Raw genomic sequence first — 14,918 nt, 5'->3', positions numbered from 1 at the left:
GTTAATTAATAGCCATTATCCAATTCTGACTAAAATAGTCAAGATTTAGCTTTTTTGCTCAAGGTGGAAAGACGCTTTTTCATCAAAGACTTCATGCTCGACATGGAGTATATCTTCCTCTTCGTCCTGAGAGCGAATTAAGTGACCGTTCACTTCACTTCCCATGGCCATCTCGATCATGCGGTAATAAAGGTTGCCATTGATACGTGCTTTTGGCGCAAGCTCCACATGTTCTGATGCGAAGACATTACCATTTATTTCACCATTGATGATGAGATTAGGCACACGGACTTCCCCATCAATTTTTCCTTGTTCACTCAGGGTTAATAAGGAACCATCATCATTGGCAACAATAGTTCCTTGAATGCTGCCATCGATACGTAAACCACCACTGAAGTTGATATCGCCTTTTAGGTGTGTATCACGACCAATTAATGTATCTATGCGGGTCGTTGTTTTTTTCTTTTTTGGTTTATCTTTTTTGAACATGATGAACCTCATTTATGGCAGGGTAGTGGACACTTCCCACTGAAAAGTACGTTTAGTTAAGACTTTTTTATTTTGTTTTAATTCGATATCAATGCTTTTCGGTTGTTCATTCTCTTCGATGCTGAATACACCTTCAAGCACTTGCACATGTTTTAGTTTCAAACTGTGTTTATTGGCCAGCCGAGGTTTGGTTTTATCATCGGCAAAATTCAATGTCACCAATACATCCCCTTTGATTGCTTTTGAGATTTTTTTACCTTGGGTAATAACAATCCGATAGAAATACTGCGATAGATTATCTGGATTGGCTCTGAGATGAAGCTCTCGTATCTGAAGTTCACTACTGGCATTACCCTGGGTAATATTCTGATAGAACAATAGTTCTTTGTTCAGCTCAATGACTTGATCCTGCAATCTTTCTAGATTCGATTGTAACTGAGAGTCGGTGGCATCCTGCATCGCCTGCATTCGCGAAATATCATTTACCTGCGAGGAGAGAAGTTTATTTTGCTCAAGTAACTTCTTGTTTTCTCCCTGAAGAATTTTGTTCTGTTTTGTTAGTTCAGCAAGGTGTTTGTTTTGTTCACTTTGCCATTGGGTGGTCCAATACCAGACAATCGAAGTTGATACTGTGAGTGTTATCAGCAGTAACAAAAAGGTTCTAAACGGTCGTCTGGTTTGGATTACATACGGTTTATCAATCATCAGGGCATCATCGCAATTACATTAATCCCTGTTTTTTCATCGAGGCCAAACATGATATTCATATTATGGATAGCCTGGCCGGAGGCGCCTTTGACCAAATTATCGATAACAGAAAGAACAACCACCGTATGACTGTTTTGGGGTTGATGCACAGCAATACGGCAGACATTACTACCCTGAACGCTGCGTGTTTCCGGCATGGAACCACTCGGCATGACATCCACAAAAGGCTCGTTAGCATAACGATCTTCAAACACCTTTTGTAAGTCTACATCTTGTGAAATAAGTTGGCCATATAAGGTAGCATGAATGCCTCTCACCATGGGGGCCAGATGTGGAATAAATGTTAAATCCACTTCTTGCTGGCAATGCTGGGATAAGACTTCACGGATTTCAGGCAAGTGACGATGACCACTCACGCCATAGGCTTTAAAGCTACCACTGGTTTCTGCCATCAGCATGGGTATGGCCGCTTTCCTGCCAGCACCACTGACGCCAGTTTTTGCATCCGCAATTAAGTGCAGGGGGTCAATTAATCCTGCTTCCAATAATGGCAAAAAGCCCAGTTCTGTGGCTGTTGGATAACAGCCCGGTACAGCAACTAACTGTGCGTCTTTGATCTTGTCGCGATTCAGTTCCGGTAAACCATAAACGGCATGTTCAAATAACTCAGGACAAGTATGCTGGGTGTTGTACCACTGCTCCCAGACAGCAAGGTCTTTGAGCCTGAAGTCAGCAGAAAGATCGATAACCCGAGTATTACGTTTAATCAATTCAGGTACTAATGCCATCGCCACGGTATGAGGGGTGGCGAAGAAAACCACATCACATTGAGCAAGAATGTCGGGATCTGGCTCTGAAAAGGCGATATTTACATGACCACGCAAGTTTGGAAAAAGATCGCTGACGGGCATGCCTGCTTCACTTCGGGAGGTGATAACTTCCAGTGAGACCTCAGGGTGATTAGCAAGTAATCTTAATAGTTCGACACCTGTATATCCGGTGCCACCAACAATGCCGACTTTGATCATAACTTACTCTGTCGTCCGATAATGAAAGACCAACATAATAAAAGAGCACAGGCCAAAGAGAAAGCCCGTATCGATTATTGTTGGTTGAAAAGTTGTTCCAAACGGTTCTTTTGCTGAATATATATAGCCGTTGGGTAAGCGTGATTATCAGTAAATTGTAGTTGATTGATATAAAGCGGATATGTCTGGTTATTTTGTCGTAAGGAATGAATAAGCTGATGGACTTGAGCAAATAAGCTTGTATCATCAGCACGGCCTTCAAACCATTTTTTACCACACATAATGGTGCAGGCTGCATCCAGTGCCGGACTCTCCATGGTCACCTGAACAGGTAGAAAAGTTTGTGTTGAGTTCTGTCGGGCAATCGCATTGATTTTCCAGCCCTGCTGGTGATGGCTGAGCAAGTAAAAGCGGATATGTTTAAGTTTATTGTCTGCCTTAATGTGTGACAGAAACATTTGAAGGTGCCCCATCAGGGTTGACTCACTGAGATGCTGAACTTGCTGGCGGACGAGATTGGCATATTCATCAATAAGATAATACACCACGGTATTTTTCTCGAGATAAAGAAAAATACTTACTTGCTCAGCTGTCTGATAGCTCAATAGGGTATTCAGAAGTTGGTCTTTATCAAGATAGCTATCCAGCGCCTGTGCAGTGAAAGTGTGTGTATTGTCAGCAAGGTGTTGCCAGATGGTTTGTGACATCGGCCGTCTTACATATTCAACTTGCTCATCATGCCATTGAAGTTGATAAGGACGATCGGCCAGATTAATCAAAAATTTTCCTCGTTGTGGATGAGTTTGATAAAGCTGGCAAACTTGCGGTATTAACGTTTCAAAGCGATGGTTTATTGATTTTTCAAACCCTGGCGTTGTACACCAGCTATTCACTTTGGGGGAGGCTGCTGGCTGCCAAAGTAGCAGGCTGGTAAGCATCTCCAGCACAGCCGTCTGACCCTGATAAAACGTACTGTAAATCTGACCATGACTGGAGATAAATAAGCAATCGATCGTTAATACCAGACTTTCTTTAAAGGAACTGTAATTGAGCGGATCATTTTGCTTGCTGGCGAGTTGTAAACCCTGTTGAGAAAGTTTATTGCTGGGCTGCTGCTCCAGATTAGGGAATACCAAAACCTGAACAATGGTTTCCGTTGTTGTGATGTCTGCTTGTTGCTTCGGGATATCAAGCAGGCCCAGACCCTGGTTGATAATGTAATGACTGAGCTCTATGACAGATGATGTTGTGTACTTCTGGTGCTGGTCTGTCACACTCAGCCAGTTGGTTTTTGCTAACAGATGATGATTGATCGCCCAGCTTAAAACATCGATGAGTTGCGAATGTTGGTATAAGCCCGATTTTGCATTATCTGCAAGCGGCACCTGACTGACCAGCCAGTCTTGTTGATCCTTGAATCTGTATAAATACAAACGGCTTTCATTAAGTTCAGGGCGAAATGATAGTGGCAGTGAGGGAATCTGATTTCCCTGCGGTTGAAAACGCAAACGGTATAACTGCTTGAGATAAGTTATCTCATGGCGGGTATCCAGTTGATGTTTTTTACAATAAAGCTCGAGCTTTTCTAATAAAGACTGAATAACAGGGGATAATCTGGTAAACCAAAGTTGGTTTTGTTTGATATTGGAGTGGCGATTATCCAATGTTTGTAATTGGATTTCAGACCATCCCCACAACGTTGTCAGCTGTTTTACAAATTCTCTGCGCCATGGATGCTGAGCTTGGTTTAGCTGAACAGAAAGTGCTTCCTGACTTTCCTTATAGAATACTTCTCTGGCGATATTGATTAATGATTCTTCGGCGTATGATTCAATAATGGAGAGTTTTAATGCCTGGTTCTCCAGAGCGGAAAAGCGAGACTCACCGCGATAAATAGCTTGTTTTAAAACAGACGACAGTAATGGAAAAGACGTCACCGTTTCTAATAGAAGAGGCAGATAGAGCAGATCAAGTGAGACATGTCCGTCTAACAGAACGTCTTTGCCTACGGCATAAGTCGTTTCAAACAAGGCATTTTGATCAACAACCTTGACCGGACCAAAATCCACCAGATTGTATTGTTTAAATTTAGCCTGTGTTTTGAATTCATCAACAATGGCTTGATGATCCGTCGCTTCTTCATGGCTTATCAGCCACCAATAAGGGTCAGCACCTGCCAGAACAATACCTTGTGTATAAAACTGTTCTTTTTGCCCTTCAGATAAGGCAGTGTTATCAGCTAGTGCCTTTTCGGTGAGTAACTGTGTTTTCAGCCATAGCCCATTTTCTTCGCACCAAGCGGTGATGGCATCTAACTTTAATTGCAGTTGGTGACGCTGTTCAATATCGACAAGATCAGAACAGAGTACCCATAACTCAAATTCCGTTTTATCGGAGTAGCTGTAATGATGGTGAGGGTTGATAAGATAAAGGCCGCGCAAGGGATAACGACGTAAAGCGCGTACACGATGACTGAAGCTGCGATTCAGTTGTTGTGCTTTGTTTATCGTGTCCTGTGACGGACGATAATCAAGCAAGCCGGCCGGCACATCATCACTGATATAACCCGGCAGCAGCTTGGCATTGATATGTAAGAAAAGGGGCAATAATTGAAAAATTAACGCCTGACGAGCAGGCGCCATTTCAATTAAGTGTTGAAAGCGCTGATAATTTAGCGATTGGAATAAACGATAAGCCTCAACGCGATCCACAAACAATCCGCGGTTATTTAATGTCTGAAGTGACGCATGCCAGTAAAGACCATGGCAATACCATGCTCATTTGCTGCCGCGATAACTTCATCATCACGCATAGAGCCGCCTGGTTGAATAACAGCTTTAATACCTGCCGCTGCTGCCGCATCCAGGCCATCTCGGAATGGGAAAAAGGCATCAGAAGCCATCACGGCACCTGGTACCGTTAAACCCGCATCTTCAGCTTTAATACCCGCAATTCGACTACTCACAACACGGCTCATCTGTCCGGCACCAATACCAACAGTCTGTTGATTTTTGACATACACAATGGCGTTTGATTTCACAAACTTAGCGACACGCCAGGCAAATAATAAGTCAGCCATTTGTTCTTCAGATGGGGCTATTTCAGTGACCACTTTCAGATCGGCTTTTTGCACCAGTGCTTCATCACGGTCCTGAACTAATAAACCACCGTTAACACGTTTGTAATCGAGTCCAGTTGCGGCATTGTTTTCAAATTCGCCACAGGCCAATAAACGCACATTGGCTTTTTGAGCGACGATTGCCTGGGCTTCTTCACTGATTGATGGTGCGATAATGACTTCGACAAACTGGCGATCAATAATGGCTTTTGCTGTCTCAGCATCTAATGGACGATTAAAGGCGATAATACCGCCAAAGGCAGAGGTTGGATCGGTTTCGTAAGCTAAGTCATATGCCTTGAGCAAGCTATCTGCGACAGCCACACCACATGGGTTGGCATGTTTAACAATCACACAGGCAGGCGCTTCAGGGAACACTTTCACACATTCCAGCGCGGCATCTGTATCGGCAATATTGTTATATGACAGTTCTTTACCCTGCAATTGCTTGGCAGCACTGATGGTGCCAGAGGCAGGATTCGCTTCGGTATAGAAAGCGGCATTTTGGTGAGGATTTTCACCGTAACGCATGTCTTGTTTTTTCACGAACTGGCTATTAAATGTACGTGAGAAAGAGGCTTTTTCTTCACCGGTTAATTTGCCCAGATAGTTGGCGATAGCACCGTCATAATGTGCTGTATGTTCAAATGTTTTTACTGCTAAATCAAAACGGATGGCATCATCGACACCGCCATTGGCTTCGATTTGTGCTAGAACGTTGGCGTAGTCAGCAGGATCAATCAGCACAGTGACATCCGCATGATTTTTGGCCGCAGCACGCAGCATGGTGGGGCCACCAATATCAATATTCTCAATAGCCATCGGCAAGGTGCAGTCATCACGTGCAATCGTGGCTTCAAAGGGATAAAGGTTAACGACTACCAGATCAATCGGAGCAATATCATGCTCAGCCATAATGGCGTCATCGGTACCACGACGACCTAATAAACCACCATGAATTTTGGGGTGTAATGTTTTGATACGGCCATCCATCATTTCTGGGAAGCCAGTATGTGAGGAGACTTCTTTTACTGGTAAGCCTGCTTCGGCTAATAATTTGGCTGTACCGCCAGTGGATAACAGTTCTACACCGAGCTTGTTTAATTGCTGGGCTAATTCAAGCACACCAGTTTTGTCTGATACGCTCAATAGAGCACGTTTGATTTGATTCATTGAAAATCACTTCCAGGAGATAAAAAATTCGATTTATAAGCCGTATTGCTTAAGCTTTTTACGTAATGTTCCACGGTTAATACCGAGAATTTCAGCTGCACGACTTTGGTTGCCGTTGGTATGTTCCAGGGTGGCTTTGAGCAGGGGAACTTCGACTTCCGTCATTAACATTTCATACAAGTTGGCTGCAGGATGACCTTCCAGTTGTTCGAAGTAATCAGCCAGTGCACGCGTCACACACACATTCAATGGTGCCGCTGTTTGCTCAGCGGCGACAGCTAGCTCTGCGCATGTAGTTGAATCTTTGGCTAGCGGTTGAGTCATGCGGCTTGAATATCCTGTTGTTCTTGTAGTTGATCAAAAAACTGACGTGTAAAGTCTACCTGTTGTTGCGGTGATTCGAGCAAATTCATTTCCTGACGGAAGGCATTACCATTTCGTAGGCCTTTGCTATACCAGGCAATATGTTTTCGCGCCATTCGGACACCAGAAAAATCACCATAAAAATCGTACAGGTTTTCCAGGTGTTCAATCAAGATTTGACGAATTTCAGCAACAGAAGGAGATGATAACAGTTTGTCATGCTCAAGGTAATGGATAATTTGTCTAAAAATCCATGGGTTACCCTGGGCAGCACGCCCAATCATTAAGCCATCAACGCCAGTTTTATTGAGTACTTCAGCTGCTTTTAATGGCGAATCTATATCGCCATTAGCAATAATTGGCATGGATGAAATAGCCGCTTTTATTTCTGCAATGGTGTCATATTCGGCTTCGCCTTTATAGGCATCCGCTCGTGTTCTGCCGTGAATCGCTAAGGCTTGTATGCCAGATTGTTCGGCAATACGGGCGATTATTAAACCATTACGATTATCTCTATCCCAACCGGTACGTATTTTCAGGGTGACAGGCACATCGACAGCATTTACCACTGATTCAAGGATGCTGGCCACTAATGATTCATCCTGCAATAGAGCAGAACCCGCCATCACATTACAGACTTTTTTTGCAGGACAGCCCATATTGATATCAATAATGTGGGCACCTTGATCGACATTATGTTTTGCTGCTTCAGCCATCATTTTGGGATCGGCACCAGCAATCTGTACACTACGTGGTTCCGGCTCACCTGCATGGTTGGCACGTAATAAAGATTTTTTGCTGGCCCATAAGGCTTTGTTTGCGGTAATCATTTCTGATACCGCCATTCCCGCACCAAGTCGACGACAAAGCTGGCGGAATGGGCGATCCGTCACTCCTGCCATCGGCGCCAGAAATAAATTATTCGGCAAACGGTATGGCCCGATACTGAGGGTGTTACCTTGCATGACGTGTGCCGTTTAATCGAGTCCAATCTTCCTTGATGGTAGGCGCTTGCATATCAAACCATGCAGCATAGCTATCCGATACTTCCTGTGCTTGTACCTCTAATATGCCTGACAACACCAGCTCCGCACTGGGTTTGGCCAGATTGGCAAAACGTGGCGCAAGGGTTTGAAGTGGGCCGGCCAGAATATTCGCCAGTAATAGGTCACATGGTTCATCCGGACAGTCACCGGGCAAATAGGCTTCGATCTCGACGCCATTACGTGCAGCATTGGCACGTGTCGCTTCAAGTGCCTGCGGATCGGTATCGACACCAATAACACGTTCAGCCCCTAACAAGGCAGCAGCAATCGCCAAAATACCACTACCGCAGCCATAATCAATCACGTATTTACCTTTGAGATCTGCCTGGTCTAACCAGTTCAGACATAAGGCTGTGGTGGGGTGGGTACCGGTACCGAATGCCAGACCGGGATCGAGCATAATATTGACCGCATCAGGTGCTGGTGGTGTATGCCAGCTGGGACATATCCATAAACGCTCGCCAAACTGGATAGGATGAAAGTTATCCATCCATTCCCTTTCCCAGTCTTTATCTTCAACGGCTTCAACGCGATATGGCGGTATATCGTTTACCAGCGTTGATAACATCTTGCCGACATCATCAGGATTGGTTTCCGCATCAAATAAGGCAACAACACGTGTTGCCGTCCACAAAGGTGTGGTACCCAGATCGGGTTCGTAAATAGGCTGATCGGCATCATCTTCAAAGGTGACAGCCGCTGCACCGCACTCAGAAAACGCATCAGACAATGCATCTGCCTTGTCTGATGTGGTGTTACAAATAAATTGAATCCAGGCCATGGTTGATTACATGCCCAGTTTCTTTTCAAGGTAATGAATATTGGTGCCACCCGTTTGGAAGTGAGTGTCGTCCATGATGTCACGTTGCAGCTCAACGTTAGTTTTAATGCCTTCAATACCAATTTCTTTTAAGGCCGTTTGCATACGGGCAATCGCGATATCACGTGTTTTACCGTAAGCAATCAGTTTGCCGATCAGAGAATCATAGTTTGGTGGTACACGGTAGCCACTATAAATGTGAGAATCCATACGGATACCGGCACCGCCTGGTGCATGATAAGACGTAATTTGTCCTGGGCTTGGCATAAACGTGCGAGGGTCTTCAGCATTGATACGGCATTCAATGGCATGTCCACGCATGACAATATCTTCTTGTTTAATAGATAGTGGTTCACCAGCCGCGATCCGTATTTGTTGCACCAGCAGATCAACATCAGTTACACGTTCAGTAACCGGATGCTCTACCTGAATACGGGTATTCATCTCGATGAAATAGAATTCACCATCCTGATAGAGAAACTCAAAGGTACCAGCACCACGGTAACCAATGCGCACACAAGCTTCCGCACAGATTTTACCCATACGATCACGCATTTCTGGGGTGATGCCTGGAGCAGGAGCTTCCTCAACAACTTTTTGATGGCGACGCTGCATAGAGCAGTCGCGTTCACCTAAGTGAATAGCATTGCCATGCTGATCGGCGAGTACCTGGAATTCAATATGGCGAGGATTTTCCAGGAATTTCTCCATATAAACCATGCCATTACCAAATGCTGCTTTTGCTTCACTACGTGTTAAGGCAATAGCGTTAAGCAAGTGTGCTTCACTGTGAACTTCGCGCATACCACGACCACCACCACCACCGGCGGCTTTAATAATGATCGGATAGCCGATTTCACGTGCCAGACGTAAATTGGTTTCATCATCATTACCTAATGGGCCGTCAGAGCCTGGTACACAAGGTACACCGGCTTCTTTCATCGCTTTAATTGCCGATACCTTATCACCCATCAGACGGATGGTATCAGCACGTGGACCGATGAAAATAAAGCCACTTTCTTCTACACGTTCTGCAAAGTCAGCATTTTCAGATAAAAAGCCATAACCGGGGTGAATTGCTGTGGCATCTGTAATTTCAGCAGCACTGATAAGTGCAGGGATGTTGAGATAACTTTCACTAGAGGGGGCAGGGCCGATACAAACAGTCTCATCAGCTAGCAAAACGTGTTTTAAGTCACGGTCTACCGTTGAGTGAACAGCAACCGTTTTGATGCCCAGTTCCCAACAAGCCCGCAAGATACGCAAGGCAATCTCGCCTCGGTTAGCAATAACAATTTTATCGATCATAATTTGGTTTTAATCCACAATTCAGGGTGAGCAATGGCTATGCTGAGATAGCCAGCGTGACTGTTATTCGATAATGACTAGCGGCTCGTCAAATTCAACAGGATCACCGTTTTCAACCAGAATAGCTTTGACAGTACCACTACGGTCTGCTTCGATTTGGTTGAACATTTTCATGGCTTCGATGATGCAAATGACATCACCAGCAGATACGGATTGGCCAACTTCAACAAATGGCGCGGCTTCAGGCGATGATGAACGGTAGAAAGTCCCCACCATTGGTGAGCGGACAGCATTAGCTTCATTAACCGTTTTGGCTGTTTCTACTGCGGGTGCTGGTGCAGGGGCTGCCGCTGGAGCAGCATAATGAGCAGGTGCTGGAGCGCTGTAAGAAACAGCCGCAGAATGCTGATTACGACTGATACGTACTGACTCTTCACCTTCTGAAATTTCAATTTCAGATACGTCAGATTCTTGGATCAAATCAATCAGTTTTTTTATTTTACGAATGTCCATGCTAAAACCTTATATTTAGTCGTTATGGGTTGAGTTGTCTGATGGCAGATGCCAAAGCTAATTCGTAGCCTTGGGTGCCAAGTCCACAAATCACGCCTACTGCAATATCTGACAGGTAGGAGTGATGGCGGAATGTTTCGCGTGCGTGAATATTAGAAATATGTACTTCGATGAAAGGAATTTTGACCGCGGATAAAGCATCTCGTAATGCCACACTGGTGTGTGTGAAGGCAGCCGGATTAATAATGATGAAATCAGCCTTACCTCTGACAGCATGAATTTTTTCAATTAATTGATGCTCTGCATTGGTTTGAAAAAAATCGAGTTGGTGTGAGGCATCTGTTGCGATTGCATCCAGGCGTTGTTGAACATCGTCCAGCGTGTCAGCACCATAATGTTCAGGCTCGCGTGTCCCAAGCAGATTGAGATTGGGGCCGTTAAGCACAACAATATTCGCCATTGCGATCCTTCAATTACGGGTCAAAGATAATAGGCGGAATTGTGCACCAGCAAACTGATGATGTCCAGTTTATCGAAATAAAAAGCGGCTTTTTGTTGCTATTTTCGCCGAAAAGTCTGGTTTCTGGAGTTTTCTGTTATTGGCGCTGAATCTGCTTAATGTGATCCAAGAAGGTATCGGTTTTTACAAAGCCAACCAGCCGGTGTTGCTTTAGTTCTTTGCCTGTTTTATCGAAAAACAACATGGTCGGAGGGCCAAATACCCGCAGTGATTTCAGCATATCCTGATGGACTTGCGTATTTTCCGTCATATCCAGTTGCAGCAAGGTGTAATTTTTCATTGCGGCAATGACTTCAGGATCCTGAAACGTTGTGTTTTCCATCGTTTTACATTCGGTACACCAGTCGGCATAAAAATCCAGCATCACCGGTTGTGTTGTGCTGGCCAGTCGACGATTCAGTTCGTTCAGATCGCTTATACGTGAAAAAGTAAGGTGTTGTGACACCAGTGACTTGTCAGAGCTTAGTGCCATCGCCTTAAGCGGTTGCCAGACATTTTGGCTGCCACTCGCACCACCAATCATCAACATTGCGCCGTATATAAAGAGTATTAAACCGACACCTTTACTAAGTTTATTGAGATCCGTGGCATCAATATCAAGATGATTAAATGCGCCAAGGTAGACGGCGGTCACAATTAATAAGCCGCCCCAAAGAATCAACGTCAGCCAACCGGGGATGATGCGTTCCAACATCCAGATGGCCAGACCTAATAGCAGCACGCCAAACACCGATTTAATAAACATCATCCAGTTGCCGGCTTTAGGAAGCAGTTTGCCAGCCGATGTACCAATGATAAGCAGAGGCATACCCATCCCTATACTCAGCGCAAATAAAGCGAGTCCGCCTAATACGGGATCGGCATGTTGGCCGATAAAAATTAAGGTACCCGCCAGCGGTGGCGCCAGACAAGGGCCAACAATCAAGCCTGACAGTAAACCCATCATCGCTACTCCCATCAGTTTGCCACCTTGCTGCTTGTGACTGAGTTGATGTAGGCGGTGTTGAACGGTGTGGGGCAGTTGCAACTCGTATAAGCCGAACATGGATAAAGCGAGAATAACGAATAAGGCACTGAATGCACTGATTATCCATGGATTTTGAAACATCGCTTGTAAGTTTTCACCGAGTAATCCCGTGATCACTCCGGCAATGGTATATGTCACTGACATCGCCAAAACATAGACAAGCGACAAGGTGAAAGCACGGCGGGTTGTGATGTGTTCTCCTTCGCCGACAATAATGCTGGATAAAATAGGAATCATCGGGAAGATACAGGGGGTAAATGCCAGTAACAGGCCCAGTCCAATAAAACCAAGAATGATTTGGCCTAGGTTTTCCTGTTCCAGTTTCTGAGCGATACGGTCTTGTTCGGTGAGTTGATTAGCAATGGGTTTGGCGTCATCCGCTTTTTGTTGCGGGGCCTGGCTGAGGGCTGGTAAAGCCAGATAAACTTGTTGCTCAGAGGGCGGATAACAAATACCAAATTTTTCTGAACATCCCTGAAAGCGTGCTTTGAGAGTAAATGTGCTTGGACCTTCAGGGCGCTCAATGGGAATGATCAGTGATAAATCATGATGATAAACCTGCACTAAACCAAAGGTTTCATCTTGCTTGTTTTCGCCAGCGGGTAGCGATATCTGGCCTAATTTAACGTTGTCATTACCAACCACTTCAAACTGAATTTTATTCTGGTACAGGTAGTTACCATCGAGTACTTTCCAATGTGCCAGAATGCTGTTGGCATCATTGACTTCTGCGCTGAATTGAAAAGCGTCTTCGACAAGTGGTGGGACCTCTTCATCACTGCCCAGACCTAAACCATCAAACAGGCTGCTGCGCGCATGTGCATTAAAAACGGTTAGCAGTAATATAAAAAATAAAAATTTTTTCATCAGTCTCAAATGCTTGTCAGAAGGTTGTATAACAAGACAATCATAGCAGGCAATAGTTACATCGGTCTTGTCTGGGGTATGCCTCATGTCACATTGCTGTAATAATTGCGCCGTTTTGGGTAGTTATTAACGGAATCATCGTGGAAATAAAAGACATCCATAAAATTGAAAAACAAGCCTATAAGAAGAGTCATGCTGAACTAACCAGAATCGGCATGGCCCTTTTTTTTATGGTGGCCGTGCTCGGCTACAGCTTTGTTACCAGTGGCGGCGTTCCCAATAATCTCTTTCTGGCAATAGCCACTGTCTTTGGCGCTTATATGGCAATGAATATCGGTGCCAATGATGTTGCCAACAATGTCGGGCCTGCGGTGGGCTCCAAGGCTTTGACAATGACTGGTGCCATTGTCATCGCGATGATTTTTGAGGCCAGCGGCGCCATTATTGCTGGTGGCGATGTGGTTTCCACGATTAAAAATGGCATCATCGATATCAATGCCTTTGGTCAGGAGAGTGATACTTTCATCTGGGCAATGATGGCCGCGTTACTAGCGGCTGCACTCTGGTTAAATATGGCGACATTTGCTCGCGCACCTGTTTCAACCACGCATTCTATTGTCGGTGGTGTGATGGGAGCAGGTATTGCCGCAGCAGGGTTTAAGATTGTGAACTGGGGAACGATGGGCGCCATAGTGGGCTCATGGGTAATTTCTCCAGTGATTGGTGGTGTGGTGGCCGCCGCTTTCTTGTTTGCCATCAAAAAAACCATTATCTTTCAGGAAAACAAAATAGCCGCCTCGCTGAAATGGGTACCTGTGTATGTATCGATCATGGCATGGGCTTTTGTAACTTATCTGGTCTTAAAAGGCCTGAAACACATCTGGCCGAAGTTCTTAACCTTGGTCAATGACTGGTTGTTCACCGTCGACATCGTCGATAAACCAAGCATGTTGCAAGCATCAACTATTGGTTTGATCGTCGCTTTTATTTCCTTCTTTTTAGTCAAAGCCTCATTGCGCCGTCGTTTGCCCAAGCTGAAAAACGATCGTGAAAGCATCAATATTCTGTTTACCATCCCATTAATTTTTGCTGCGGCTTTATTGAGTTTTGCTCATGGGGCGAATGATGTGGCTAATGCAATCGGGCCGCTGGCAGCGATCCATGATGCTGTGATGACTGGCGGTATTAATGCCAAAGCGGGCATACCCTTCTGGGTAATGGCTGTCGGTGCCTTTGGTATTGCGCTTGGGCTGGGCCTCTATGGTCCCCGTTTGATTCGCACCGTGGGTGGTGAAATTACTGAACTGGATCAAATGCGTGCATTTTCGATTGCGATGGCAGCCGCTATCACGGTCATTATCGCCAGCCAGTTAGGTTTGCCGGTCAGCTCAACGCATATTGCCATTGGCGGTGTTTTTGGTGTTGGTTTCTTGCGAGAATGGATGGATAAGTCGAGTAGCCTCAAGCAGGAAATTGAGCGAGATAAACAAGAAATTCAGGAAGAAAAACGTTTATTAAGCGCATTACGCAGTGAGCTGAATATGTTGCTCGATAAAAAACAAAAGTCAGCGGCTGATTACCAGCGCATCACTCAGTTATATAGCTCAATTGACCGTGAAAAAGACACGCTCAAAAAAGCCAAAAAAGTATTGAAGAAAGAAAAGAAAAGTCTTTACGTCAAACGCGATATTGTTAAAAAAATTGTTACAGCCTGGTTAATCACTGTCCCTGCTGCCGCAGTATTAGCCGCGTCATTGTTTTACATGATTAAGGGAATTATGAGTTAAAACAACGGCATGTGTTTTGACATAAAACTGTCATAAAGCCACATTTTCCAGCGAAAATTGTGGCTTTATATTTTTCAGATAGTCTATAAAGTAGCCTGCAATGGTAATAAAAACACGGTTGTTACGAAATTGTCATAATTCAGAGGTAAGA

General features: G+C 44.7%; 13 protein-coding genes. 1 reads left to right on the top strand and 12 read right to left on the bottom strand.

From position 1 onward, the window contains the following. Nucleotides 1-45: 45 nt before the first annotated feature. The 12 genes from AC13DA_RS15150 to dsbD form a co-directional block, all read right to left on the bottom strand. The gene (locus tag AC13DA_RS15150) at nucleotides 46-489 is read right to left on the bottom strand and encodes a bactofilin family protein (protein WP_007144006.1); all 444 of its coding nucleotides are present in this window, start codon (nucleotides 487-489) and stop codon (nucleotides 46-48) included. Between the two features lie 12 nt (nucleotides 490-501). Continuing rightward, nucleotides 502-1,194 carry a DUF6776 family protein gene (locus AC13DA_RS15145; RefSeq protein WP_284451536.1) on the bottom strand — a complete coding sequence of 231 codons (693 nt, stop codon included), beginning with the start codon at nucleotides 1,192-1,194 and terminating at the stop codon, nucleotides 502-504. After that, nucleotides 1,194-2,225: an N-acetyl-gamma-glutamyl-phosphate reductase gene (argC, locus tag AC13DA_RS15140; protein ID WP_284451537.1), complete on the bottom strand. Its 1,032-nt coding sequence runs from the start codon at nucleotides 2,223-2,225 to the stop codon at nucleotides 1,194-1,196. Before argC ends, AC13DA_RS15145 begins: the two co-directional genes overlap by 1 nt. Nucleotides 2,226-2,299: 74 nt before the next feature. Next, a complete protein-coding gene (locus AC13DA_RS15135; RefSeq protein ID WP_284451538.1) occupies nucleotides 2,300-4,936 on the bottom strand; it encodes a class I adenylate cyclase in 2,637 nt (878 codons plus the stop codon). Nucleotides 4,937-4,953: 17 nt separating this feature from the next. Further along, nucleotides 4,954-6,516, bottom strand: coding sequence for a bifunctional phosphoribosylaminoimidazolecarboxamide formyltransferase/IMP cyclohydrolase (gene purH, locus AC13DA_RS15130; protein ID WP_284451539.1), 1,563 nt, complete (start codon nucleotides 6,514-6,516; stop codon nucleotides 4,954-4,956). 33 nt (nucleotides 6,517-6,549) lie between these two features. Continuing rightward, the gene (fis, locus tag AC13DA_RS15125; RefSeq protein WP_273178458.1) at nucleotides 6,550-6,840 is read right to left on the bottom strand and encodes a DNA-binding transcriptional regulator Fis; all 291 of its coding nucleotides are present in this window, start codon (nucleotides 6,838-6,840) and stop codon (nucleotides 6,550-6,552) included. After that, a complete protein-coding gene (gene dusB, locus AC13DA_RS15120) occupies nucleotides 6,837-7,844 on the bottom strand; it encodes a tRNA dihydrouridine synthase DusB (RefSeq protein WP_284451540.1) in 1,008 nt (335 codons plus the stop codon). Before dusB ends, fis begins: the two co-directional genes overlap by 4 nt. After that, on the bottom strand, nucleotides 7,834-8,706 hold the full coding sequence (gene prmA / locus AC13DA_RS15115; RefSeq protein WP_284451541.1) for a 50S ribosomal protein L11 methyltransferase: 873 nt from the start codon (nucleotides 8,704-8,706) through the stop codon (nucleotides 7,834-7,836). Before prmA ends, dusB begins: the two co-directional genes overlap by 11 nt. A gap of 6 nt (nucleotides 8,707-8,712) precedes the next feature. Next, nucleotides 8,713-10,053 carry an acetyl-CoA carboxylase biotin carboxylase subunit gene (accC, locus tag AC13DA_RS15110; protein ID WP_273178455.1) on the bottom strand — a complete coding sequence of 447 codons (1,341 nt, stop codon included), beginning with the start codon at nucleotides 10,051-10,053 and terminating at the stop codon, nucleotides 8,713-8,715. 63 nt (nucleotides 10,054-10,116) lie between these two features. Then, on the bottom strand, nucleotides 10,117-10,566 hold the full coding sequence (gene accB, locus AC13DA_RS15105; protein ID WP_007143997.1) for an acetyl-CoA carboxylase biotin carboxyl carrier protein: 450 nt from the start codon (nucleotides 10,564-10,566) through the stop codon (nucleotides 10,117-10,119). Between the two features lie 22 nt (nucleotides 10,567-10,588). Then, the gene (gene aroQ / locus AC13DA_RS15100; protein ID WP_284451542.1) at nucleotides 10,589-11,026 is read right to left on the bottom strand and encodes a type II 3-dehydroquinate dehydratase; all 438 of its coding nucleotides are present in this window, start codon (nucleotides 11,024-11,026) and stop codon (nucleotides 10,589-10,591) included. Nucleotides 11,027-11,162: 136 nt separating this feature from the next. After that, nucleotides 11,163-12,980, bottom strand: a complete 1,818-nt coding sequence (gene dsbD, locus AC13DA_RS15095; RefSeq protein ID WP_284451543.1) for a protein-disulfide reductase DsbD — start codon at nucleotides 12,978-12,980, stop codon at nucleotides 11,163-11,165. 140 nt (nucleotides 12,981-13,120) lie between these two features. Between dsbD and AC13DA_RS15090 the strand changes: the two genes are divergently transcribed. Further along, entirely contained in the window at nucleotides 13,121-14,767 is a 1,647-nt protein-coding gene (locus AC13DA_RS15090; protein WP_284451544.1) for an inorganic phosphate transporter, read from the top strand. Nucleotides 14,768-14,918 lie beyond the last annotated feature (151 nt).

The organism is Methylophaga sp. F-2 (assembly GCF_056859315.1).
This window is presented reverse-complemented; position numbering and strand designations above follow the sequence as displayed.